At 42.8% G+C, this 24206-nt stretch carries 21 protein-coding genes and 1 tRNA gene; 10 read left to right on the top strand and 12 right to left on the bottom strand.

Annotated features, from left to right (window positions below; all coding sequences use genetic code 11):
• Window positions 1–307 precede the first annotated feature (307 nt).
• Window positions 308–2407, top strand: a complete 2100-nt coding sequence (locus SALWKB2_RS10155; protein WP_025331565.1) for a condensation domain-containing protein — start codon at window positions 308–310, stop codon at window positions 2405–2407.
• Between the two features lie 63 nt (window positions 2408–2470).
• On the opposite strand, the gene SALWKB2_RS10150 is transcribed toward SALWKB2_RS10155, so the two are convergent.
• Window positions 2471–4348, bottom strand: a complete 1878-nt coding sequence (locus SALWKB2_RS10150; protein WP_025331564.1) for an AMP-binding protein — start codon at window positions 4346–4348, stop codon at window positions 2471–2473.
• A 533-nt stretch (window positions 4349–4881) separates the two neighbouring features.
• On the opposite strand from SALWKB2_RS10150, the gene SALWKB2_RS10145 reads away from it, so the two are divergent.
• A complete protein-coding gene (locus SALWKB2_RS10145; protein WP_144353298.1) occupies window positions 4882–5163 on the top strand; it encodes a hypothetical protein in 282 nt (93 codons plus the stop codon).
• A 261-nt stretch (window positions 5164–5424) separates the two neighbouring features.
• A complete protein-coding gene (locus SALWKB2_RS10135) occupies window positions 5425–5718 on the top strand; it encodes a hypothetical protein (protein WP_025331561.1) in 294 nt (97 codons plus the stop codon).
• 157 nt (window positions 5719–5875) lie between these two features.
• Here the strand turns inward: SALWKB2_RS10135 and SALWKB2_RS10130 are convergent, their stop codons facing one another.
• Complete coding sequence (locus tag SALWKB2_RS10130) at window positions 5876–6169, bottom strand: hypothetical protein (RefSeq protein WP_025331560.1); 294 nt, start codon at window positions 6167–6169, stop codon at window positions 5876–5878.
• A gap of 2 nt (window positions 6170–6171) precedes the next feature.
• Window positions 6172–7107, bottom strand: a complete 936-nt coding sequence (locus tag SALWKB2_RS10125) for an RHS repeat domain-containing protein (protein ID WP_051506492.1) — start codon at window positions 7105–7107, stop codon at window positions 6172–6174.
• Here SALWKB2_RS10125 and SALWKB2_RS12405 point away from each other — a divergent pair.
• Window positions 7084–7284, top strand: a complete 201-nt coding sequence (locus SALWKB2_RS12405) for a hypothetical protein (RefSeq protein ID WP_025331559.1) — start codon at window positions 7084–7086, stop codon at window positions 7282–7284. The genes SALWKB2_RS10125 and SALWKB2_RS12405 overlap by 24 nt on opposite strands.
• 94 nt (window positions 7285–7378) lie before the next feature.
• Here SALWKB2_RS12405 and SALWKB2_RS10120 read toward each other — a convergent pair whose 3' ends face one another.
• A complete protein-coding gene (locus tag SALWKB2_RS10120; protein WP_025315295.1) occupies window positions 7379–7828 on the bottom strand; it encodes an SMI1/KNR4 family protein in 450 nt (149 codons plus the stop codon).
• 9 nt (window positions 7829–7837) lie between these two features.
• Window positions 7838–8668 carry an RHS repeat-associated core domain-containing protein gene (locus SALWKB2_RS11740; protein ID WP_051506491.1) on the bottom strand — a complete coding sequence of 277 codons (831 nt, stop codon included), beginning with the start codon at window positions 8666–8668 and terminating at the stop codon, window positions 7838–7840.
• On the opposite strand from SALWKB2_RS11740, the gene SALWKB2_RS12590 reads away from it, so the two are divergent.
• Window positions 8669–9250, top strand: a complete 582-nt coding sequence (locus tag SALWKB2_RS12590; RefSeq protein WP_051506489.1) for a hypothetical protein — start codon at window positions 8669–8671, stop codon at window positions 9248–9250. It abuts the gene before it with no gap.
• Window positions 9251–9309: 59 nt separating this feature from the next.
• Here SALWKB2_RS12590 and SALWKB2_RS10110 read toward each other — a convergent pair whose 3' ends face one another.
• From SALWKB2_RS10110 to SALWKB2_RS10090, 5 genes are all read right to left on the bottom strand, one after another.
• Complete coding sequence (locus SALWKB2_RS10110) at window positions 9310–9690, bottom strand: hypothetical protein (protein WP_025331557.1); 381 nt, start codon at window positions 9688–9690, stop codon at window positions 9310–9312.
• Between the two features lie 3 nt (window positions 9691–9693).
• Window positions 9694–10374 carry an RHS repeat domain-containing protein gene (locus tag SALWKB2_RS12650; RefSeq protein ID WP_269146759.1) on the bottom strand — a complete coding sequence of 227 codons (681 nt, stop codon included), beginning with the start codon at window positions 10372–10374 and terminating at the stop codon, window positions 9694–9696.
• Between the two features lie 125 nt (window positions 10375–10499).
• Window positions 10500–11003 (bottom strand): hypothetical protein, encoded by a 504-nt coding sequence (locus tag SALWKB2_RS10100; RefSeq protein ID WP_025315292.1) that lies wholly within the window; start codon window positions 11001–11003, stop codon window positions 10500–10502.
• Window positions 11003–15382 carry an RHS repeat-associated core domain-containing protein gene (locus SALWKB2_RS10095; RefSeq protein ID WP_025331555.1) on the bottom strand — a complete coding sequence of 1460 codons (4380 nt, stop codon included), beginning with the start codon at window positions 15380–15382 and terminating at the stop codon, window positions 11003–11005. The genes SALWKB2_RS10100 and SALWKB2_RS10095 overlap by 1 nt, the downstream gene beginning before the upstream one ends.
• Window positions 15383–15616: 234 nt before the next feature.
• Window positions 15617–15692 (bottom strand) — tRNA-Phe (locus SALWKB2_RS10090).
• A 285-nt stretch (window positions 15693–15977) separates the two neighbouring features.
• Here SALWKB2_RS10090 and ampD point away from each other — a divergent pair.
• From ampD to galU, 4 genes are all read left to right on the top strand, one after another.
• On the top strand, window positions 15978–16562 hold the full coding sequence (ampD, locus tag SALWKB2_RS10085; protein WP_025331554.1) for a 1,6-anhydro-N-acetylmuramyl-L-alanine amidase AmpD: 585 nt from the start codon (window positions 15978–15980) through the stop codon (window positions 16560–16562).
• 106 nt (window positions 16563–16668) lie between these two features.
• Entirely contained in the window at window positions 16669–17919 is a 1251-nt protein-coding gene (locus tag SALWKB2_RS10080; RefSeq protein ID WP_025331553.1) for a cell division protein ZipA C-terminal FtsZ-binding domain-containing protein, read from the top strand.
• A 91-nt stretch (window positions 17920–18010) separates the two neighbouring features.
• Window positions 18011–20437: an NAD-dependent DNA ligase LigA gene (gene ligA / locus SALWKB2_RS10075; RefSeq protein WP_037394192.1), complete on the top strand. Its 2427-nt coding sequence runs from the start codon at window positions 18011–18013 to the stop codon at window positions 20435–20437.
• A 6-nt stretch (window positions 20438–20443) separates the two neighbouring features.
• A complete protein-coding gene (gene galU / locus SALWKB2_RS10070; RefSeq protein WP_025331551.1) occupies window positions 20444–21316 on the top strand; it encodes a UTP--glucose-1-phosphate uridylyltransferase GalU in 873 nt (290 codons plus the stop codon).
• A 93-nt stretch (window positions 21317–21409) separates the two neighbouring features.
• On the opposite strand, the gene SALWKB2_RS10065 is transcribed toward galU, so the two are convergent.
• Entirely contained in the window at window positions 21410–21814 is a 405-nt protein-coding gene (locus SALWKB2_RS10065; RefSeq protein ID WP_025331550.1) for an EthD domain-containing protein, read from the bottom strand.
• Between the two features lie 75 nt (window positions 21815–21889).
• Here SALWKB2_RS10065 and SALWKB2_RS10060 point away from each other — a divergent pair, with 75 nt between their 5' ends.
• Window positions 21890–22231, top strand: coding sequence for a MerR family transcriptional regulator (locus SALWKB2_RS10060; protein WP_025331549.1), 342 nt, complete (start codon window positions 21890–21892; stop codon window positions 22229–22231).
• A gap of 79 nt (window positions 22232–22310) precedes the next feature.
• Here the strand turns inward: SALWKB2_RS10060 and rtcR are convergent, their stop codons facing one another.
• Complete coding sequence (gene rtcR, locus SALWKB2_RS10055; protein ID WP_025331548.1) at window positions 22311–23942, bottom strand: RNA repair transcriptional activator RtcR; 1632 nt, start codon at window positions 23940–23942, stop codon at window positions 22311–22313.
• Window positions 23943–24206 lie beyond the last annotated feature (264 nt).

The raw sequence follows: 24206 nt of genomic DNA, 5'->3' as shown, positions 1-24206 counted from the left end.
GATTCTCCTCAGGAAGTGCTCTTTATGTCGATCCGCAGCTTATGCTGCTGTTTTACAGCATAAATCAAAATATTAAATAAAATTAAAAACAATTAAAGTTGATGAAAATGAAAATCAATTGTATTATGCTTTTAAATGTATTGTAAAGTATTATTAATAAAAATAAAAATTCTGACTCTGATAAACAGAGCAGGCAGATAGCACAAATCTCTTCCGATGTTAATTTAAGTTAACTGGTTAAATAATTATGACCAGAATGAGTACAGACAGTCATGAATAACTGATACGGCAAGAGAGGATTAATAATATGTTAACGTTAAATACAGATTCTGCTCCTTCTATCGCAAATGAGCACGAAGAATTTATCTGGATGCAACAATTGCAGGAACCGGAGCAGGTGAAATATCAACTGGCAGTGTGGCAGGTAAACCCATATCCGGATTTAGCTATACTGCATAAAAGCATTGTGCATTTACTGGAAATCCATTCAGACTTAAATGTTCGCTATCAATTTACCGATGACGGAGATTTATATAAATATCCCGATACTGATTTCTCAGCTTGTATCCAAACAGAGCAAATACAGGAAAAACAGCTTGTTACCCTTCTGGCGCAACTGATGCAGCAGTCATGGCAGCCGGAAACAACACCCCCCTTTCTGGTTACAGTAATCAGCACAGAAAACAAAGTTTTTCTGGTTTTGCGTTTACATCCGATACTGGCTCAGCAATTTACTCTGGATGATTTAATTCAGGAGGTTCAAGCTGCTTATACCAGCAGCACCGGAGTACCGCATCAGCTCGAATTATTGCCTTTAGATTTAACTGTACTGAATATACCGGACACACCGGCTCAGCCTGAAAATACAGAATCGCTGCCAGACATCATACTGGCAGAATTCAGAAATACACTGGCAGAACCCGATATGTCTGCTGACGATGATTTTTTTGATTTTGGCGGACATTCACTACTGGCAACACGGGTGATTGGTAATTTACAAAAAAATCATGGTATTAAATTGAATTTTAATGATTTTTTTAAATCGCCTACGGCAGGCGCACTGGCAAAAATTGCCCGTCAGCAGCAGCCGGCAGTATCCGCAGCCGAAGTACAGCCGGATCAGAGTGCGCCATTAACACTGGCACAGGATTTTCTATGGCAGGCATACAGTGCCTTTGATTTCAGCCCTATTTACAATTTACCGTTTGCCATCGAATTTCAGCAGCCGGTCAATGAAGAAATCCTGCATCAGGCATTTAATGATTTAATCATACGCCATATCGGCTTGCGTACCCTGTTTAAAACCGATAAACAGCAAACCAGACAATATACAGTTCCCGTAGCCGAACTTAACCAATATAAATGGTTCTGGCCGGTCAGCGACAGCCATGGAGTAACACTGTCCAGTGAAGCGGCGTATAAATTTGATCTTACTCGTGAACTGCCTCTCAGAATCCGGCTGTTAACAGCAGATAACGGCAACACAGTTTTATCGTTTCTGGTACATCACATGGTAATAGATGAATGGTCTTTAAATACCATCATGACTGATCTGAGCCATGCTTATGCCGCACGGCTGCAAGGGCAGGCACCGGTATGGGCAAATACCGTACCCGCTATTCATGAATTTGCATGCAGACAGCAGCAAAACGGTATTAACCGTCAGCATCTTGACTACTGGCGCAGCCGGTTACAAGGAGCAAAAAAAGGCTTAACCCTGAACACAGACGCCATCACTTTGCCGGAAAATACTGCTCCGCAGGTGAAATGGCTGGAAATCAGATTTGATTCTGCTTTTCATCAGCATATTTCCGCATTTGCCAAACTTCATCATGCTTCAATATTCAGCGTGTTTTATACCGCTATTGCCACCATACTGCAAAAAGAGGGTGATTTAGACGAAATCGTCATCGGCACCTCAGCATCCGGCCGTACTGATCCCAATTATTTTGATACCGTTGGCTACTTCACAACCATGGTTGCCCATCGTACCCGTTTTACCCCACAGCAATCCTTTACCGCATTGCTGGCAGATACCAGTGAACAAATCAACGAATCCATGGATTATGCCGACATTCCGATTAACTATATTCAGCAGGCTTTAGGTATTCCTGATAACGAAGGATTAATGTTTGATGTTTATATTCACATTCATTCAAACAATGCCTTAAATGGTCAGCTAAACACAGCCCGGGGTGCCATACCTTACCGGCAGATATTACCGGAGCGCAATGAATCCATGTTCGGGTTGCACTTCGAAATTATGGAAAATCAGATTAACAATCAGTACAGCCTGAGCATGATTATTACCTATCAGGCACATCGTTATCCGACTGTACTGGTCGAGAGAATAGCCACCGAAGTGCAGCAGCTGTTAAATGATCTGGCTAAACAGGCATCGGCATAAAGATTCAGATAAACAAAGTACTTAAATTTTTTAAGTACTTTGTTTAATGATTTCCGGCAGATATTATTCAGGCATTCTCCTGCTTATCTCATTCACCACATCCTGTATTGTTTTACAGCGTAGCAAAACAGCCGTATCCAGCCGGATATCAAACTGTTGTGTAAGCTTGTCTGAGAGCATAATTAACTGTTTCAGACGCATACCAGTATTCAGAATTTCAGTTTGTGCAGAAATATTCACAGCATTTTCTGCTGTCTGAGGCTGGCATTCACGAAAAATAGCCAGAATATCATCAGTTACAGCCTGTTCTTGTGTCGCTGTCACTTTGGCCTGTGGCGGCATAGCCTGATACAGGCGTTCCTGTGCCATCTGCTGTATCAGTTTACGGTCTACTTTAACATTACGGGTTAGCGGAATTTCTTCAATCATCAGCCATCTGGTCGGAATATGTGATTTCGGTAAATCAGCCATTAAGCATGTTTTCAAAGCATTAATATCCGCATCGGGCTGATTAGCCGGCAACGTATACACCGCCACCAGTTCATGCATTTGTGTTATCGGGTGAGTACAGCACACCACCAGACTGTCCTGAAAATAACCGGATTTAGCCAGTGCAGCCTCAACCTCGGCCGCAGAAATCCTCACACCTTTTATTTTCAGATAACCTTCAGTACGTCCAGCAAAAATAATATTGCCATCATCTCGCATATACCCCAAATCACTCATGCGAAAAGCAATTTTTTCTTCATCACATCCCAAAGACACAAAATCCCCGGTTTGCAACTGACCATTGAGCAAATAACCGTTAGACAGATTCACGCCCGACATATACATTCGCCCCACCTCACCAATAGCACATGGTTGTAACTGCTCATCCAGAATATAATATCGGTTATGTGCCAGTGCTTTACCATAAGGAATCACATCAATATCTTCAGCAGTGATTTCATGCCATATACTCCAGATAGTTGTTTCCGTCGGACCGCCTAACGAGAACAATCGCGCCTGTGGCAGTTGCCGGCGCAAAAACTGAATCAGACCTGGCTTAATATAATCACCACCTTGTGCAATCAGGCGTAAAGACTGCAATTGTTCTTTACTGGCAACGCTGCACAGCATATCCACAATAGCCGGAACACTTACCCAGATACTAATATTATGAGCTGTCAGTAATTCCGCCCATGACATTGCATCCTTAGCCTGTGCCGCAGTAGGAATAACCAGAGAAGCACCAAGAGCCATTGCCCCAAAAACATCAAAAACCGACATATCATGATGAAAGGGCGTTACTGCCATCAATACATCATCCTGATCAGCCTGCCACCGGCTGATGGTTTGTCCGAGTACATTGGCAGTCGCCAGATTATTCAGTACCACACATTTTGGCGTTCCCGTACTGCCGGAAGTATATAAATAATAGGCTGCTTCAGTATTCAGCTGATAGCAGCATTTCGGATGATTGAAACCCTGTGCAGTCAGAGCCTCATCAATAAGTACATATTGCCGACCGGTTACCGGCGTTTTGCTAATCACCAGATCCGTCAGGCTATTAGACAGTAAATAATCTCGTCTGGCTTCTGGTGCATCCATATCAACCGGTAACCAGATAATACCCATCAGAGCACAGGCCAGAACCGCATAAACATGCTCAGCACTTTTAGGCAGACAAATTGCCACTACCGCACCGGCACGTAATTTTTTTTGTTGCAGTGCAGCCATTACCTGAGCCACATTTTTACCCAGCTGAACGTAACTGATTGCTTTACCATCATAGAACAAAGCAGTTTTATCTGGCGGATAATCAAACAGATTATGCCGGATAGAATCAAGAAAGCAGAATGCATCTGCCGCTATCTCATCGTATTTCCCGCTATACTGAAAACTATCCCGATTAGATTCAAAGTTATCCTGTTGCTGTAATTCAGAGCTGTCAGATTGCATATAAACTTTCTCCCGTTTATTGTTGTCGGCTGCTACTCAAATGAGTAATGATAAAAATAGAATTTCAAATAAATTACTTCACCGCAGAACATTTTATACAGAGTTAACTTTTTTTAAAAGATAATAATAATTATTTTCATTTATAAGAAAAATTTTAATTTCAATCATTTATTCAGATTATCGATAGCAACTTTCAGGCAAATAATCATTCATCAAACTCAGTAGCTCAGCAATTGAACCGGGCACAGCCGGTAATGTTTATATAAAAAGTAATTCCATACAAAAAATAGCACCGGCAGGCACACATTCATCGATTAAATTAAATCATAATAAAAAAAGACTTATTAATTAAATTGAATGACAAAATCTGGCTCAGGTATAATGACTTATCGTATTTTTCATAATAGAAAATCGAAAAACATACCTAAAATTATATAAAGGGTTATAAGAAGAAATATAAATATGTTTATCATAATGCAAAGGATAATAAACATATAATTTATATAATGATATTGTTAAGAAAAAATTTCAATATGAAAAAAATTATTTTAAAAATTTCACTAATAATTTTATTATGTGTATGTACTAATTATACATATAGCCTTAATAATAGTTATTATAATTATAATAGATTAATAGAAGACAGATTAACAGAACAGACAACTGAAAAGGAACATATAGTAAGAGTTTTCAGTGATTCAAATTTAATAATGAGTGAAGATGAAAAAATCTATTTTTTAGGATGTGATTTCAAACATTCAGAAGAAAATAAACAAGAGATCAATAATCGATTAAATAAAAGTGATTTTTTTTAGGAACTATAAAAATGAATTAAAAAAATATCATTTGACAACAAATAACTTTAGTAAACTTTATTATAGAAATAATAATGACTCATTAGAAAATAATAGTGATTCATCAGACCTATGTAACGAATACAGTAATATTAATATTATACTGCTTGATAATAATGAATTGATGATACCTTATAAAAATCAACTGGTTTTCTTTCATCGTTTATCTAATGAAGATGAAAAAAAATCAATGATTTTTATAATAATGGGAAATGCGTAGACATGCCACAGAAAGAAATCATGGAGTTTGTTGAAGTTCGCTATTATCAACACATGTCAATTTTAGATGTGTATGATGCAGTGAGTACATATCCAGCATATATTTTTAGGGAGAAAATTGGAATAGGTGAAAATCGCTCGGTAACTTATGAAGATAAGGCAGTTGATGTTGAGTATAAATGGAAAGGAAAGAATAAGTTAGAAATAATACAGCATTTTGAAGGCGGAGAAACGTCTTACATTTTTAAACACAAAAAAAATGGGACAAAATTGACAACTATTTATTCTGCTGATTAATAAATAGATCATATCCGAGTCGTAATCCAACTGAATTAAATCCTCATTATGTAAAGTCATATAATTTATATTATTACGATTTTATTAAGTAGATTTTTAATAAATATATTTATAATCAAATAATTCAATTTTAAATAATTATTATACGTTTATAGTATTATTTCATTTTTACCAATAAATCTCCTGGATATAATCTAATTCTATTATCTTCGTATATATATTCTATCCATAATTCTTTGTTATCAGATTCACAATCGTTTATTATTCTATATTCTGAATATCCTGTATTCATTTCAATAATTGGTACAATTTTGTCTATTTTACCTTGTATCGTATTTTGGGATAAAAATAAAGCAATTTTTTTTAATAAATTTAATTTTATTCTTAATTCATAGTTACTACCTTTTAAAGAATTAATCTCGTTATCAATATGGTTAATGATATTTAACATTTCTATCTTTCTATATAAATTGTGGCTTTCTCACCATTAGGTGTTAGTACATTAATATGAGGGGTTGTTTGGTGTGGATGCCCGCTTGGTAAGCTCTCATGTCCATGTAAAATTCCATCTTTATTAAACTGATAGTCTTTATGATATACAGCATTGTTACCTTTTTCCGAAGATCTTAATTTAAAATCTTTCTTTTGCCTAGACGTTTTAATTGCTGATTTGTTTCCTGCACCAGTTACTTTACGTGCATTTGGGAAAGCACCATATAATACCTGATCTGCTTCCTTAAATGAATTAACTGTTACATCATTTCCGGCGCGTAAATCTTTAATTTTATTATTTATTTTTTTTGGGGTAAAGGATTTATTACATTGTAATCCCCACGGATCAATCCAAGTCAACCCATTAGGCGCATACTGATACAGATTAAACCCACCCAGCAATCCAATCGGATCCGGCTGGGTAAAGCGGCCTGTATCCGGATCATAGTACCTGAAAGTATTGTAGTGCAGTCCGGTTTCTCTGTCTAAATACTGTCCCTGATACCTTAGGTTCTGTTGTATCTCTCTATGGGCAATCTCCTGTATCGGTTTGCCCCACAGCTGGTATGAGCATTCCCACACAATTTCACCGGCTTCATCCGTCAGTTCCTCCGGCATGCCGTTCAGGTCGGTATGGAAGTAGTAGATGTGTTGTTCCTGATTACCGTTTCTGTCTATCCGTGCCAGCGGTTCATAGCTGTCTTCGTCAGTATACAGATACAGGCTCTGCCGTTTGTCTGCGCTGCTTTCCTGAATCATCTGCAGCCCGTCCCACAGGAAGGTGGTGCGATTGCATGGCTTGCCGTCACGGTCCAGCCGGTGTTTTTCAATCCGCCGGCCGAGGGCATCGTAGACGTAGCCGTAGCGTTCAGTATGGTTCAGCTGTTCGATACACACTTCGGTCAGGCGGTGTTCGGCATCGTAATGGTAATACTGGGTACCGCTGGCGGTCTGTTTGCTGCGCGTACGTCCGTGTTCGTCGTAGCTGTATTTCAGTCCGCGGAAGCTGAGCAGCTGATTAAAACGGATCAGGTTCTGAAATGCAGGAGCTGGTTACAGCGAATCAGGTTGTAGTTGCTGTAGTCTTCTCTGTATTTACTGTCCAGCAGGTTGGCAGCGGCATCATATTGCAGGGTTTCCCAGTATCTCTGGTTGCGACAGTCTTAATTTACGTCCGTAAGTTTACATATTCTTCAAAAAAAAATCTGAATGACGGTGCAAGAACGTTTGATATTTTTCTTGAGAAAAGATCATAATTAACTATTTGTCCATAAGTATTTTTCCTACAATCAACACACCAACATACATCGTCATCTTTAAAATAAATAACTGCCATATCTGATGGTAACGAGTATTCCTTTCGACACTGACAAGTATCATAATAAATAGCTCCTCCAGACTCAGCCAAGGCATCATTATCAACTATGCCTGATATTTCTTCACCAACAACACCTCCGCCACCAACCAATAAAATAAATTCTTTTAATTCATTTGGTAACGACAAATTTAGCTTATTTTCAAGTATGTTAATTTGTGATTCATCACAAGCTCCAAGCCAATATACTTCGTCTTGAGCGCCATGATTTAAACGCGTAACAAGATTTTTAATATCACCCATATAGTTACCTCACATAAAATCCAATGCTCTTAATTTCCAATATTCTTTTCTGAATTTATTATACTGCCTATCTAGAGCAGATGTATTTCTAAAGCTCCCTCCATTTTCAATTAATCCATGAATTTGCTTATGATATTGTTTGTGAGTTGAGGAAACTAACTCGACCATTGGGCCGGGTTCTTTTCCTAATATATGATGAAGGTTCATTTGTTTTCCATCTGGGCCTATTGGAGCATATCCATTCTTCATTAAGTCTAAGTTTGTCCACCCCTCATTTACTTTTGACTTAATAGATGGATGCACTGATGGATGTACAGTTTTTGGAGTACCCGGATTAATATCTAAAGTATTTTTATATACCTTACGACCAAGAACATTATTAGGCTGATACTTTCCTGATGCTGAACCACAACTTAATCCAAACGGATCAATCCACGTTAATCCATTCGGCGCATACTGATACAGATTAAAGCCACCATTTAACCCAATCGGATCCGGCTTGGTAAAGCGGCCTGTATCCGGATCGTAGTATCTGAAAGTATTGTAGTGCAGGCCGGTTTCTCTGTCCAAATACTGTCCTTGATACCTCAGGTTCTGTTGTATCTCTGTATGAGCAATCTCCTGTATCGGTTTGCCCCACAGCTGATATGAGCATTCCCACACAATTTCACCGGCTTCATCCGTCAGCTCCTCCGGCAAGCCGTTCAGATCGGTATGGAAGTAGTAGATGTGTTGTTCCTGATTACCGTTTCTGTCTATTCGCGCCAGCGGTTCATAGCTGCCTTCATCGGTATACAGATACAGGCTCTGCCGTTTGTCTGCGCCGCTTTCCTGAATCATTTGCAGCCCGTCCCACAGGAAGGTGGTGCGGTTGCATGGCTTGCCTTCTCGGTCCAGCCGGTGTTTTTCGATCCGCCGACCGAGGGCGTCGTAGACGTAGCCGTAACGCTGGCTGCGGCCTGTTTGCTCAATGCGTACTTCGCTCAGGCGGTGTTCAGCATCGTAGTGGTAGTGCTGGGTTGTGCCGATGGTCTGTTTGCTGGCAGTTCTGCCGTGCTCGTCGTAGCGGTAGTGGTGTCCTCTGAAATGCAGGAGCTGGTTACAGCGAATCAGGTTGTGATTGCTGTAGTCTTCTCTGTATTTGCTGTCCAGCAGGTTGGCAGCGGCATCGTATTGCAGGGTTTCCCAGTATCTCTGATTACGGCAGCCTTCGATTCTGCCGGTGTGATCATAGCGGTAATCGGTCTGGCCGTGTTTGCTGTGTTTTTTGCTTACCAATCGGTCGAGGTTGTCGTACTGGTAGCTGCGTTCGATGAGGATATCAGGCAGGATGGGATTCTGATTGCGCCGTATCTGTTTGTGTTGCAGCCGGCTGTTGCGGTCGTATTTGAACTGGGTGTTCAGGCATCCCTGAGTACGTAATACTTCGCGGTGCAGGTTGTCGCGATGTATTTACTTCCAATATGCATAGTTAAATAAAACTAAGACTCATATAAATAATATGAATCTTCTGTTAAATATAGAACTTCCTTTTTATTATTACTCAAAATCGGCGAAATTAGAAATTCTCGCATATCGCCAATATTTATTGATTTTTGAATAAAATTTATTAGCTCACTTTTTGAGACTTTAAACATTTCTCCTTTTATTATTATTTTTTTTCCTTTATAAGAAACTAATTTATGTGCAATATAATATTTTTCCTTTGTGAAAAAAGGAATTAAGTCAGAAAAGGAGGTTGTATATAATAATAAATTTCCTGTATGTATAATATTTAGCATACTCAGAAAAATATCATTTTTCTCAAAGTCTGAAATAATTTCTTTATTAATTAATTGTTTAAATGAATAATTATTTTTCATAATTTAATTTGGAATATCATAAAAAATATGACCATCCGTTCCATTGTTATACCATTTAATATGCGGAGTATCACCAAAACCGCTTTCTGGACTCATGTGTTGTTCGTATCCTTTAGGATATTTAGCCACACCATCAGGTCTAGAACTTTGAGTATGCGCTTTATAACGGTTCATATTTCCTTGAGCTTCTTTTAAAAAAGCTTTAGCATCAGTACTTGATTTAACTTTTACCTGAAATTTATCACCAGCTAACAAGGCTGCCTGTGTATTTTTTATTGCTAATTTCCATTCTTTTGTTCCTCTTTGAATAGGCTTCATTTTAGAGGCAGCCGAATTAAGCTTGCCTTTATAAGCACTAGATCCACAACTCCACCCCCAAGGATCAATCCAAGTCAACCCATTAGGTGCATACTGATACAGATTAAACCCACCCAGCAACCCAATCGGGTCTGGCTGGGTAAATCTACCTATATCCGGATCATAATACCTGAACGTATTGTAATGTAAGCCAGTTTCTCTGTCTAAATATTGTCCCTGATATCTGAGGTTTTGCTCTATGGGTTCGTGTTCGATTTCATGAATCCGCTTTCCCCATAACTGAAAGCTACATTCCCACAGTATTTTACCGTTTGCATCGGTAAGTTCTTCCGGACAGCCATTCAGGTCGGTGTGGAAGTAGCGGATATGTTGTTCTTGGTTGCCGCTTGCTTCTATGCGAAACCGTGGTTGATTGCTATCTGTGGCGGTGAGGATAAAGAAATTAATTAAGCCATATAGTACCTACTACTTAAGCTTTATAATTTCCATTATTACTTTAGATATTTACGATTTTCTATAGCGTAATTATTACTATTCCATATTCTTAATTCATAAAAATTCTCTGTTGGTAAAATTGAAAACCCAAAAGAGTTATTTATGGCAACTAGCAAACACTCTAGCGTCTTGTTACTATTCTTTACTTTAATATTCCAAAATAATATTGGATTTTGCTTAATGTTATTAATATGCAATTTTAAATAATAATATGTATTACAAGTGATAATTTGGAAAACTACTAAATCATTATTATCAATACTACTCAAAAAATCACAAAATCGGTTAAATAATAAATTTTCATTTACTGATAAATCTACTGGCTGATATTCAATATTATCAATAAATTTTGACAAAAAGACATTATAATCATGCGACTCAAACGTTATCGAGTTGCTGTTATTATCAATCCGTAATTTATTTGAGATATTTTGAAGAATTGCTTTTTTTTCTTTTTTAATAACTGATAATTTCAATTTTTCTTTTAAAGATAATGACATTATTTTCTGCCTTTAGCGTTTGTAATTCCTGTCATATTTTCAGGAATATGTCCACCATGTTGATTATATCTTACTTTTGGTTGGAGAGGATCACCGTGCAAATCATCAGCAGTATGAAAATGAGGGCCGCGACCAAATTTATCTTCCTCGTGTAAAATAATGTATTTCTTATTTCCATCAACTTTATACTCCCAAACCGTTCTGTTTTCATACTTATTATCATAAACCTTTACTGGTTTTGGAGTATTTGTATTACGAGGAATTCTTAATCTCCGTTTTGCTTCTCTAAAGGCTGCTTTGAAACTTGTATTACTACACATCAAACCAAACGGGTCAATCCAAGTCAACCCATTAGGCGCATACTGATAAAGATTAAATCCACCGGCCAACCCGATTGGATCCGGCTGGGTAAAGCGGCCTGTATCCGGATCATAATACCTGAAGGTATTGTAGTGCAGTCCGGTTTCTCTGTCTAAATACTGTCCCTGATACCGCAGGTTCTGTTGTATCTCTGTATGAGCAATCTCCTGTATCGGTTTGCCCCACAGCTGGTATGAGCATTCCCAGACGATTTCTCCAGTTTCATCCGTCAGCTCCTCCGGCATGCCGTTCAGGTCGGTATGGAAGTAGTAGATGTGTTGTTCCTGATTACCGTTTCTGTCTATCCGCGCCAGCGGTTCATAGCTATCTTCGTCAGTATACAGATACAGGCTCTGCCGTTTGTCTGCGCTGCTTTCCTGAATCATCTGCAGCCCGTCCCACAGGAAGGTGGTGCGGTTGCATGGTTTGCCGTCACGGTCCAGCCGGTGTTTTTCGATCCGCCGGCCAAGTGCATCGTAGACGTAGCCGTAGCGTTCAGTATGCTCCAGCCGTTCGGTATGCACTTCGGTCAGGCGGTGTTCGGCATCGTAATGGTAATACTGGGTACCGCTGGCGGTTTGTTTGCTGCGGGTTCGTCCGTGTTCGTCGTAGCTGTATTTCAGTCCGCGGAAGCTGAGCAGCTGATTAAAACGGATCAGGTTCTGATTGCTTTCTTCTTCACCGCGTCTTCTGTCCAGCAGGTTGGCCGCAGCATCGTACTGCAGGGTTTCCCAGTACGCTTCGTTGCGGCAGCTTTCGATGCGTCCGGTCACGTCGTAGCGGTAATCACTTTGTCCCTGCCGATTGTGTTTTTTGCCTGCCAGCCGGTCTAGATTGTCGTAGCTGTAGCTGCGGTCCAGTATGATATCCGGCAGGATGCCTGCTCCCGGTCGTTTGGTCTGTTTGCCGGTCAGGCGGCCGGTGCGGTCGTATTGAAAACTGGTATTCATTCTGCCCTGGCTGCGCAGGGTTTCCCGATGCAGCAGGTCACGCTCGATGTCGCTGATAATCTGGCCGTCCAGGTTAATCTGGTGCAGATGGCCGGAACCATAATACAGTTTATTGATGGTACGTCCGTCCGGCAGGGTGGTGGCGATGCGGTTGCCCAGTTTGTCATACTGATGCTGCAGAACACCCTGTGCAGTGGTTTCGCTCAGCAGGTTGCCCATTATGTCGTAGCTGAAGCTGATCAGTTCCGGTTCGGCTTCCGGCAGTAAACCGGCGGCTTTAAAGCCGACTTTGAGTAGATTGTCGGCTTCATCATACTGATAGGCAGTGGTGCCGTCGGGGGTGTATTTGCCAATTAAGCGCCCGACGGCATCGCGTTTGAAGCGGTGTTCAAGCTGATGCGGGCTGCCAGCTGCAAAGCGCACGCTGCTGACGTTATCGAGCGGGTCGTAGCTTAGCTGCTGTCTGCGTCCGTCCAGATCGGTCTGTTCGGTCAGGCGGTCGCCGGCATCATACTGAAACCGGTACTGTTCGCCGTTTTCGTTGGTCAGGGCGGTAAGGCGGCCGTAGGCGTCGTAGCTGAAGCCGAGCTGACGGCCGGCGGCATCGATGCGGGTATGCACCAGTCCGCGCTGGTCGCGGCGGTAGCGGGTGGTGTGGCCAGCCGGATCGGTATAGCTTTGTAGCTGGCCGGCGGCATTGACGCTGTAGTGTTCCTGCCTGCCGTCCGCCAGGGTGGCGCCAATGAGCTGGCCGGCTGCATTGTACTGGTATTTGCTGCTGTTACCGATGGCATTGGTGATACTAGTGAGGTTACCAGCGGTATTGTAATAGAAATGGGTGATGGAGCCGGAACAGTCTACATGCTGGATCAGCTGGCCATTTTCGTTCCAACGCAGATGTTTGTTGCCGCCGCGTGCATCGGTGATGCAGACAACCTGGCCGTGCCGGTCGTACTGGTAGTGGGTATGCTGCTGTAACGGGTCGGTGACGGTGAGCAGGTTACCACGCTCGTCGTAGTAATAGCGCCAGCTGCTGCCATCGGGGTCGACGCTGATGGTCGGCAACGCCCAATGCGGCAACCACTGGGTCTGGGTGGTTCTGCCCAGTGGGTCGGTTTCTTCGGTTAACCGACCCTGTGCATCGTAGCTGTAGTGCCATTGTCCGCCCTGCTGATCGGTTATGCAGGCCAGCCTCTGGTAATCATCCCACTCTAATTCACAGCTTTGTCCGAGGGCATCGGTGTAGCGGGTAACTTGATAGTATTCGTTGCAGTAATATTTGCTGATGCGGCCGAGGCTGTCTTCTACTGTGGTCAGGCGTTTATCTAAATCATAATGGAAACGATAGTCTTCCAGTCGCTGACCGTCGGCTTCGCTCCAGTGCCGGGTTACTCGCCATGCGGTCTCTACATCTGCTGTGCTGAAGTGGCTCCACTGATAATAACACTGCAAGCCAGTGGGCAGGCGGTGGTAGGTCATGCGCCGGTCGCTGTTGTAGGCAAATTCGCGGGTCTGGCGGTTCTCTGCATCAAAGACCTGTTGCAGGTCACCCTGTTCGGTGTACTGGTAACGGTTCAGTAAGCGGTTGCTGCCGTCGCTCAGCTCTTGGCGGATTTCGGTCACGCGCTGCGGATGGCGCTGATCCTGATAGTGCAGGCTGATGCGGGCGGCGTTGTCGTTATCGGCAATTTCGACGATGCGGCTATGGGAATCGCGGTAGATAAGTAACTGGTTGTCGTTACGGTCCTGCACCATGCTCAGCAGCAGACGTTTGGGGTTGTTGGGATCAGGTTCGAACAGGCGGTAGAAGCCGTTGTCATCTTCAATTACCCAGCGGTCCTGTTCGCCGCGGCGGACGGATAAATTCTCGTTAAGACCGCGTATGCCTTTACCTGGCTGGATGGGTTCGATTTCGATACGCCGCCCTTCTTCGTTGATATAGACGGCGGCACAGGAACCATCGGGCTGTGGATCGATTTCCATTTCGATTTCATAGTCAACACTCCAGCCGGCACCGAACATGTTGTGGGTGCGGGTGTCGACGCTGCTATAGAAACGCTGCCATTCGAAGGGCAGGTGAGCCGGCAGGGAGAAGTCGAGCTCTTCGGGACCGAATAGGAGTTTGGCACCGGTTGGCAGATGAACCGGATTACCTCTGAAGGGTTCTATAGCTTTTGAGACAATATAACCAATAGCAGCAGCTTTAATAAAACACTCTGCAAATCGACCTAATTTGGAAATCAATTTTCCTTTTCGGAAAAACAGTGCTGCAATGGTGGCTATCAGGGCAATGGGATGTTTGCCGCTTTTAATTTCGCGGACAACAACAGACTCTCCGCCGATACGTACATTGTTAGAGACTTTGATACCACCTTTGTAGTCATCGGTGACTTTGGCTTCGCAGGTACTGCGGTCATTGCTGCGTACCGCCGGCTGGCTGTTGATGTAGACTTTTTTAGAGCCTTCGGCCATATATTCTGGCGCTCCGGAGATGGCTTCTATAACAGCACTGACAACACTGTTGGTACCAGGCCCGGGCTCAAAAGACGGATGCTTCTTACAAATAATTTTATCGTCTTCTCTGGGTTCAGTTGTATTCGGATCCGGAGAGGCAATGGTAGGTCTGAAAAAGTCGCTTACAGCCTGCCCTAAACCCCAGAGTATGTTACCGGCTATATCGATAAAACTTTCAGGCTGTTGCGGTGCCTGTTCGGTTTCTGCTTTTTTTACTATGCCGGCAGCACGGGCGGAAGGTAAGCTATTGGTGTGAGTATTTTGGGAGCCAGTTTTAATCCTGCCATCTTCGGATGGTGACAATAAGCTGCTGACAAAATCTCCAGCTTGTGTGATTTTTTTTTCTAATACTATGGAAGCAACAACGCTAGCAATAACTCCTACAACACATGCAGCAGTACCGGCACTACCGATTAATAATACTGCTGCGCCAAAGCATGCACCCGCTAAGACGGTTTCACAAACCACTTCAACAGCAGCGCCAATAATATCAGCCAGTAATGAAGTATGTAAAAGAATGTCCCCTTCACGGGCTGCCCAGTATGCCTGTCCCATAGTAATTTTTTCTGTTGATGTTTGTTTTATTCGTTATTTTTTAATTTAAATTAACAAATATTTAATAATTTTTAATTATTATATCACAAATTTATTAATAAAAATGGTTTAGATAATGTTGCGTAATTAGAAAATCAATACCGGAATTGAATATTTATAAGATTTATTTAAGGAAAAAAATTGAATTTTTGTTTTTATGCAGTTAAAAAAATAACCGCATTCAGCGGTTATTAATGGTGGCCAGAGGCAGGATCGAACTGCCGACACACGGATTTTCAGTCCGTTGCTCTACCGACTGAGCTATCTGGCCATCGGGGAAGAGTGCGCATTAAACCAGATATATGCCGGCTTGGCAAGTGTTTTCTGTGTTCTCTTATCTATGTCGCTGTTTATTTGTTGGAAAAATTGGTTATTTTGCTGGTTTTACATGTGTTATTTTGAAATTCTGTATGTTTAATAAGGTCTTTTTTTCTTTTTTCAGAATACACACAGGAAACGATTGCTTAGCTTGGATTTCTGTCTGATTCTTCACAAAAAGTAGACGCCGGATAAGAGCTGTATTAAGGTAAACACTTTTATTACAAGGGTGAAGAGGATGCAGGGCGAACAAAAGCCGGTATGGAAAGATGGCTGGTTACAGCAATGTATTCATGTACCGTCACCAAATTTCAGCCGGCGTCCGGCACAGACTGAGGTATCGCTGGTGGTATTGCACAATATTTCTTTACCACCGTTTGAATACGGGCAGCAGGCAGTACAGCGTTTGTTCACTAATCAGATTGGTGCTGCTGAACCGGATGATTTTATGCGTTCATTAACCGGATTGCGGGTATCCAGCCATTTTCTGCTGGAGCGGGATGGAACGATAATTCAGTTTGTTTCCTGTGATGACGCGGCTTTTCATGCCGGAATATCACGTTTTAACAGCAAGGATGGCTGTAATGCGTTTTCAGTCGGAATTGAGCTTGAAGGCTGTGATTTCGAACCGTTTACGCCATCTCAGTATACGCAGTTGTATGCATTATTGCAGATGCTGTGTGCGCATTATCCGATTCAGGCGATTACCGGCCATCAGCATGTGGCACCGGGACGAAAGTCGGATCCGGGGCATTTTTTTGAATGGGATATGCTGCGCAGTAATGGTTTACCGATAGTGACAGAATATCAGTGGCTTTTGTAGTTTATGGCTGCCGGCAGGGGTATTTTTAGTTATAATTCCATTCAACTGTTAATTAAGTTGCGGTTTTCGCAAATTGTCTGGTAGGAATGTAATGAGTGATTCTGTAATGATTGTGCTGGTGATAGGTGCTGCGATTATTCTGTTGGTACTGGCCTATAATATTTATCAGGAAAGCCAATACCGCAAACAATTGCGCGAACAGTTCGGGCATGCCAATAAAGATGCTTTACTGGACAGTCAGGTCAATTCGGTACGGGATGGTGCAGAGGCACAGTCTGTAATGAATACTAAAACTGTGCCGCCGGCTGAGGAAGCAAATAAAACTGATAATTCATCCGCCGAACAATTTGAGACTTCGGCCACTGATGAAAAAGTTATTGATGGCACAGTTTCGGAAGAAGAGAATGTGTCTGCTGTGCAAGCGGCATCTTCTGCTCCTGATAACGTTGCAGCACCGGAAAATTCAGCAGCACATATTGATATGGCGCCATTATCACGCACGGTTCCGGTAAAGGGACGTAAAGCTTTGCTGGATGTGCGGGATATGTCTAAACAGCCGCTACCGTGGTTTGATGTACGTTTTGATTATCTGGCCTATATTGCGTTGTATCAGCCGAAAGAATTACATGCAATGCCGCGATTGAGTAGCCGTTCCCGTTTCCGGCTGGTGGGCTGTACGATGGATGACCGTTACCAGATAGCTGAACCGATTCCCAGTGTTTATTATCAGGGTTTTGTGGTTGGTCTGCAGGCAATCAGCCGCAGTGGTCTGCTTACTCATGAAGAGCTGGCGCATTTTGGCGAACAGGCCAATCGTTTCGCTGAGCAGATGGATGGTCAGCTGCTGTTAACGGATATTAATACTTTTCTGGATGTGGCGCGTCCACTGGATGATTTGTGCGCAAGGGTTGACCAGACAATTGCGATTCATCTGGTATCACGTACGAATGTCAGCGGAACGGAGCTGCGTTCTGCGGTTGAGAAACAGGGCTTTGAGCTGGGGCATGATGGTGCATTTTTTTATGCTGATACTGATGGCGAGCCTTTGTTTAATATTGTTACGCTGGATAACACACCATTTACCTCTACTTTGTTAGCAAATCAAAATTATCGCGGATTCAGTATGTTGTTTGATATAGTACATATACCAAACGGCGAGAAATGTTTTGATCAGTTTATGGATATGGCTGTGAAATTATCCAGTCAGCTGGGTCTGGATCTGGTTAATGATAAAGTGGAAGAGTTATCCACAGAGTGGTTGCGTGAGGTACGCCGCTATGTAGTTGACCGGCAAAAGGAAATGAAGCAGGTTGATCTGGAGCCGGGAAGTGAACTGGCCAAAAGACTGTTTTCCTGATATTGCCTGAATATTTTAAATTTATAAAGAGATGGCAAGCCGCAGAACGGGGTTTGCCATTTCTTTTTCCTTTTCCTGAAGGATAGCTGTAATGGATTCAGTAAGCGAACAGCAAATTATTGATTTAACCGCTCTGCTCAATCGTTATGCGCATGAGTATTATGATCTGGATGCACCTACTGTGCCGGATGCGGAATATGACCGGTTGTTTCGCCAGTTGCAGGCTCTGGAAGAGCAATATCCGCAATGGCGGCAGCCGGACAGCCCGAGTATACGTGTAGGCGGGCAGGCACAGCAAAAATTTGCTGCTGTGGTGCACCAGATTCCGATGCTGTCACTGAACAATGCATTTTCACCACTGAATGATAATAATCAGTTCGACCATAGTGAGATGTATGCTTTTGATAAACGGGTACGTGATGGTCTTGGTGTTGAGCCTGAATATATTGTTGAACCAAAGTTTGATGGTCTGGCAATCAGTTTGTTGTATCGTGACGGTCTGCTGGTACAGGCATCTACGCGCGGAGATGGATATACCGGCGAGGATGTTACTCAGAATGCGCGCACTATTGTTAATATTCCATTGCGTCTGCAGGGTGATCAGGTACCGGATGTGCTGGAGGTACGCGGTGAAGTGCTGATGCTTAAAGCCGATTTTGACCGGCTTAATGCACATCAGCAGGCGGAAAATCAGAAAACTTTTGCCAATCCGCGTAATGCAGCGGCTGGCAGTTTACGCCAGCTGGATCCGAAAATAACGGCACGCCGGCGCTTGCATTTCTATGCCTACGGAATTGCCAGACTGGATGAGCGTTTTGCGGTAAATAGCCACAGCGAAGAGCTGGCATTGCTGGCTCGTTTGGGGCTGACTGTACCGCCACAGGATAATTTGTGCTATCAGGCTGATATTGGGAAAGTGCTGGCTTTTTATGAGCATATTTTTCAGATACGTGCAGATTTGCCGTTTGGCATCGATGGTGTAGTGATTAAGGTGGATAATCTGGCTCTGCAGGAGCAGCTTGGCTATGTAGCCCGTGCTCCGCGTTTTGCTATTGCCCAAAAATTTCCGGCAGAGGAAATGCTGACTACGGTAGAGGCTATTGATGTACAGGTGGGACGTACCGGTGCAGTAACACCAGTAGCACGGCTGACGCCGGTATTTGTAGGTGGTGTTACAGTTACCAATGCAACTTTGCATAATGAAAGTGAAGCACAGCGCAAGGATGTACGTGAGGGTGACACGGTTATTGTGCGCCGTGCCGGAGATGTTATTCCTGAAATTGTATCTGTGGTGCTGGCACAGCGTCCAATGGTGGAAAAACCGGCGGCAGATTTGCTTACTCCGCCTGAAGCTGTACCGAAATATCCGCCGTTCCGTATGCCAGAAAATTGTCCGGTTTGCGGTCATGAAATTGTCCGTGAAGAGGGCGAAGCAGTGGCTCGTTGCAGTGGCGGAATGCTGTGTCATGCTCAGCGGGTGCAGTCGCTAATTCACTTTGCTTCACGTCGCGCCATGGATATTGAAAATCTCGGTGACCGGCAGATTGAACAGTTAGTAACACAGGGCAAAGTCCGTCATTTTGCTGATGTTTATCATTTGCAATTGGCCGATTTGCTGGCAATGAAACAGCAGGCTAAACAGGAAGCAGGAGAAAGCTCAGCAGAGTCGGTGACAAATGAACTGGAATTATCTGCAACTGATAAAGCAGGCAAACAGCAGCCATCCAGATGGGCTGAAAATATTCTGGCCGGTATTCAGGCCAGCCGGCAGCGTCCTCTGGCTAATTTAATTTATGCTTTGGGTATTTTTCATGTTGGTGAGCGTACAGCAAAACAGCTGGCACAGGCTTTCGGTGATCTGGCTACGCTTACTCAGGCTACTGAGCCGTTACTGGCCTGTTTGCCGGATATCGGTAAGGTGGTAGCACATTCGGTAGCCTATTTTTTCAGTCAGGAAGATCAGACCAGTCAATTGCAGGAATTACTTGATGCCGGTGTGCAACCGCAGACAGAAACACGTCGCACACCGCTGGGTAAATACTTTACTCCTGAGCGGATACTGGCTCGTTTACCCTGCGCTAGTTTAACGGAAGCGCGGGCACAGAAGCTGTGGCAACTGGCGGGTAAGGACTGGTCACAACTGTTAACTGATAAAGCCTTGCCGGAAAGCTGGCAGAAATGGTGCAGCCAGCCTGAAAATCATGAATTACTGCAAAAGACAATTGAGTTACGTGAACAGCTGCTTAGCGGAGAGACGGAGGAAAAGACGTCATCGGTTAATGAAGCTGTAGCCGGTAAAACTTTTGTGTTAACCGGTACTTTACCAGACTGGTCACGTGATGTGGCACAGCAGCATATTGAAGAAGCCGGTGGTAAAGTGAGCGGCAGTGTATCGAAAAAAACTGATTTTGTGGTGGCCGGAGCAGAGGCGGGCAGCAAGCTATCCAAAGCTGAGGCACTTGGTGTTACTATACTGGATCAGGCTGCACTAATGACTATGCTGGGAATTAAAGAGTAAATCTGAATGAAAGCTGAACCAATCCGTAAGTGTGTTTTTCCGGTGGCCGGTATGGGGACACGGTTTTTACCGGCTACTAAAGCCAGCCCGAAAGAAATGTTGCCGATAGTGGATAAACCACTGATTCAGTATGCGGTAGAAGAGGCTGTTGCTGCTGGCTGTACTGAACTGGTATTTATTACCGGCAGGAATAAGCGCTGTATTGAAGATCATTTTGATAAGGCTTATGAACTGGAAACAGAGTTGGCTTACCGCAATCAGAATAAATTGCTTGATTTTGTGCAGGATATTCTGCCGCCCAATGTGACTTGTCTGTATATTCGCCAGCCGGCCGCACTGGGGTTGGGGCATGCGGTTTTATGCAGTCGGGCAGCAGTGGGTAAAGAAGCCTTTGCTGTGGTGCTGGCAGATGACTTGATTGATGCACACCCAGGTGCGTTGAGCCAGATGATGAATGCGTATTACCATACGGGTTGTAATGTCATTGGTGTAGAAAATGTTGATCCGCTGCAGACGGGTGCTTACGGTATTGTCGAGATTAATCATCAGAATGATTTTGATTATGTAAAGAGTATTGTCGAAAAACCACATCCGGATGAAGCACCCTCACATCTGGGTGTGGTTGGGCGCTATATTTTGTCTGCACGAATTTTTGATTTTCTGACTAATTTACCGCTGGGTGCTGGTGGAGAAATTCAGCTGACTGATGCTATTGCACGGTTGCTGACTGAACAGAAAATGATTGCGTATGCTTTTGCCGGCAGACGTTATGATTGCGGTGATAAGCTTGGTTATCTGGAAGCAACAGTGGCCTATGGTATGAAACATCCTCTGGTAGGAGAAGATTTTAAAAAATTATTGCAGCGCATGGTGTGTTAACGCAATACCGGAATTCATACGTAAATGTATCTAGTTTTGTTATTTGCCTGCCTGCTGTTTTGCCGGCAGGCAAGTTTTTTGCCTGACTCTGATTCAGCGCAATGGCATTGTCTGAAAATTAGTGTTGCTAATAATCAGGCGTTCTGTTGCATACCAGACAACTGATTGTGTGTGATTAACAAAGCGCTTTTCATCTTCCATTAATGCGTTTAATGCCTTTACGGCTTCTGGTGAAGACCGGTTTTTCTGCATGCTTTCCAGATTCTGCCACCATATTTCAGCCATGCCGTCAAAAACAAAATTTTGAGATTGACGCCCGTTTTGTATTATTTTATCCAGCTCGGGATAACGGTGCGGAATGGTTTGTACATAGCGGGTAATATTTAAAACGTTTTGCACAGAAGCCACTAGCGGAGCATGATGATCGATCCAGTATTGGTCAAATTCTTCATAAGTAATATTGGGCAGGCGTTTTACTAACATGGTTAACTTAATCATTTTCTTTCTTTCAGTTTGTGGGTTGTGCGAATAATGATAAAGTTTCACAGTAGTGTTAAAGTCAACAGAGTAAAAATGAAAATCAGTGAATTAGCCAGAAAAAGCGCAATCAGCCCTAGAATGCTGCGCTATTATGAACAGGAAAAATTGCTGACACCGGCGCGTACACAATCCGGATACCGTGAATACCAGCAGGCAGATGTAGAAAGGGTAAAATTGATTCAGCAGCTCAATAATGCCGGTTTTTCGTTAAAAATTATCCGGCAAATACTGCCTTGCTGGCATGAGCAAAACAGTAAATTTGAGCCTTGTGAAATTTACCTGAAAAATATTAATCTGACGTTAGAAAAGATTGAACAACAAATAGATATATTAATACAAACACGAACCCGCCTGCTTAATATGATAAATAAATAATGTATTTTTGTGTATTTTATTTCGTATAATAGCTGCTGAAACTCAAATAAGAAATAATGATCACAGGCAGGAAATAGCGTTAATTGCCTTTACTGATGCTGTCTTTTATCTGCTCCCAGCTTAAATCAAATTTGGCCAGATATTTTTTCAGCCTGTCTGCATCATTGGCGCGCTGTTTTTGTGCTCTGGATACAGCAAACAAATACCGGCCGGCTTCGGATAGAGTTCGGCTTTTCCGGCATACTTCAATGACTTTTTCCAGCTGATACCGGTCAAATTCATCAATTTCAGCCGGAATCAGCGCATCAGAAAGAGTTACCTGCTGCCAGTGTATCTGTAAACGCCGGATTTCATTTTCAACTTGTTCCAGAGTGATGTTTCCTTGTATGGATAAAGTAGCCATACGGGTAATGGAAGCAGTGAGCTCACGGAAATTACCCGGCCATGTTGCCATAGCCGATGTGGCAAACTGAATATAACGGTCTCTGGATTGCTGATTAAAACGCGGCATGGTACCGTACTCCTGCGCAAATCGTGCCAGCTCAAAATCAATATTCGGTTCGATATCTTCTTTACGTTCGGCAAGTCCCGGTAGCTGGTAACTCCATAAATTGATACGTGCGTATAAATCCTCTCTAAAAGTACCGCGGATAATTGCCTGTTTTAAATCTTTGTTGGTTCCGGCAATCAGCTGAAAGTTACTGGATACCAGTTTGTCTGCACCTAGCGGATAAAATTGTTTTTCCTCAATCGCCTTTAAGAGAATAGCCTGTTCATCCAGCCCCAGTTCTCCGATTTCATCCAGAAACAGAACGCCGTTATCCGCCTGTCTGAGTAAGCCGTTTCTGCCCAGACTGGCACCAGTATAAGCACCTTTGATGTGACCGAACAGTGTAGACATGGCATTATCGCTACTCAGGGTAGCGCAGTTAATTTCTACGAATTGTCCGGTAATCTGATGCTGGTTCAGTTTAAGCCGGTAAATTTGCCGGGCAAGAAAAGATTTACCGGCACCAGTGGGGCCGCATAGCAAAATAGGCGCATGAGAGCGGCTGGCAACCTGTTCTATTTCGTTGATTAGTTGATTGTAATGCCGGTTTTTTGTCGCTATACCTGATTTGAGCAGTTCTGTTGCTTGATTAGCATATTGCTGGAAGCGAGTCAGAATCTGATCGTAACGGTTCAGATTCAGGTCAATGATGTTTATTTGTCCGCTGGGGTACAGTGGCTGATTTGCTATAGGTTCTGCGGCAAGGTTTTCCGGCGATGCTAACGGTTTGGCCGGCGGCGAGGGTTGTAACAGTCTAGCAGGATAAAAGCGTGATTCTGCCAGTAAGAACCAGCAGATCTGCATTACATGGGTACCGGTGGTAATATTCAGATAATAATTTTCTTGCTCATTATTAAAAGTATAGTTTTTGGCAATATCCAGTAAACAGGTATACACCTCTTCAAAATCCCATGGATCCTGTATCTGAACTGGAATCGGGTTCACCTGTGTATCCGGGGCAATGGTTTTAATATCCTGAATAATGTCTTCGAGTAGTTTGCTGTCCTGAGTGTGATAAATCAGTTCCAGGCGATAAACCGGCCATTCCGGATGATTACAGATATCAATAGTAGGGCGCCAGCGTGTCCAACGTTTTCTTCCTTTGCCTCGCTGGTCAAGTACATTGCCTAAAAAACCGAATACAATATTTTTCTTGTCCATTATTTATTATTAGTTATATAAAATTAAATAAAATTATATAATATTTTATAAAAAATTACGAAAATAAAACTAAAAGTACTTTATTGAAAATAAAATTATTTATTTATTTTTGTAATAAAAAACAATATATTAATAATTTTATTTTAGAAATTTACGGACTTGGTACGGTAATTGCAATAAGGATATTGTCTGAAATACATACTGTTTTTACGGCAGCAGGGTACATTGCGAATGGAATTAAATTAATCGAAAGACTGATTTATT

This window comes from Snodgrassella alvi wkB2 (assembly GCF_000600005.1).
Taxonomy (GTDB): Bacteria; Pseudomonadota; Gammaproteobacteria; order Burkholderiales; family Neisseriaceae; genus Snodgrassella; species Snodgrassella alvi.
Note: the sequence above shows the minus strand (reverse complement) of the source record. Positions and strands in the feature narration are given on the sequence as shown.

What these genes read in the sequence shown, in the direction of transcription:
- SALWKB2_RS10095 (WP_025331555.1), bottom strand. Translation starts at nt 15,382, where the DNA reads ATGGGACAGGCATACTGGGCAGCCCGTGAAGGGGACATTCTTTTACAT.
- ampD (WP_025331554.1), top strand. Translation starts at nt 15,978, where the DNA reads ATGCAGGGCGAACAAAAGCCGGTATGGAAAGATGGCTGGTTACAGCAA.
- SALWKB2_RS10130 (WP_025331560.1), bottom strand. Translation starts at nt 6,169, where the DNA reads ATGTTAAATATCATTAACCATATTGATAACGAGATTAATTCTTTAAAA.
- SALWKB2_RS10110 (WP_025331557.1), bottom strand. Translation starts at nt 9,690, where the DNA reads ATGAAAAATAATTATTCATTTAAACAATTAATTAATAAAGAAATTATT.
- rtcR (WP_025331548.1), bottom strand. Translation starts at nt 23,942, where the DNA reads ATGGACAAGAAAAATATTGTATTCGGTTTTTTAGGCAATGTACTTGAC.
- SALWKB2_RS10080 (WP_025331553.1), top strand. Translation starts at nt 16,669, where the DNA reads ATGATTGTGCTGGTGATAGGTGCTGCGATTATTCTGTTGGTACTGGCC.
- SALWKB2_RS10145 (WP_144353298.1), top strand. Translation starts at nt 4,882, where the DNA reads ATGAAAAAAATTATTTTAAAAATTTCACTAATAATTTTATTATGTGTA.
- SALWKB2_RS10135 (WP_025331561.1), top strand. Translation starts at nt 5,425, where the DNA reads ATGCCACAGAAAGAAATCATGGAGTTTGTTGAAGTTCGCTATTATCAA.
- SALWKB2_RS10150 (WP_025331564.1), bottom strand. Translation starts at nt 4,348, where the DNA reads ATGCAATCTGACAGCTCTGAATTACAGCAACAGGATAACTTTGAATCT.
- SALWKB2_RS11740 (WP_051506491.1), bottom strand. Translation starts at nt 8,668, where the DNA reads ATGATTCAGGAAAGCGGCGCAGACAAACGGCAGAGCCTGTATCTGTAT.
- SALWKB2_RS10060 (WP_025331549.1), top strand. Translation starts at nt 21,890, where the DNA reads ATGAAAATCAGTGAATTAGCCAGAAAAAGCGCAATCAGCCCTAGAATG.
- SALWKB2_RS10120 (WP_025315295.1), bottom strand. Translation starts at nt 7,828, where the DNA reads ATGGGTGATATTAAAAATCTTGTTACGCGTTTAAATCATGGCGCTCAA.
- SALWKB2_RS10155 (WP_025331565.1), top strand. Translation starts at nt 308, where the DNA reads ATGTTAACGTTAAATACAGATTCTGCTCCTTCTATCGCAAATGAGCAC.
- ligA (WP_037394192.1), top strand. Translation starts at nt 18,011, where the DNA reads ATGGATTCAGTAAGCGAACAGCAAATTATTGATTTAACCGCTCTGCTC.
- SALWKB2_RS10100 (WP_025315292.1), bottom strand. Translation starts at nt 11,003, where the DNA reads ATGTCATTATCTTTAAAAGAAAAATTGAAATTATCAGTTATTAAAAAA.
- SALWKB2_RS12405 (WP_025331559.1), top strand. Translation starts at nt 7,084, where the DNA reads ATGGTTCAGCTGTTCGATACACACTTCGGTCAGGCGGTGTTCGGCATC.
- galU (WP_025331551.1), top strand. Translation starts at nt 20,444, where the DNA reads ATGAAAGCTGAACCAATCCGTAAGTGTGTTTTTCCGGTGGCCGGTATG.
- SALWKB2_RS10065 (WP_025331550.1), bottom strand. Translation starts at nt 21,814, where the DNA reads ATGATTAAGTTAACCATGTTAGTAAAACGCCTGCCCAATATTACTTAT.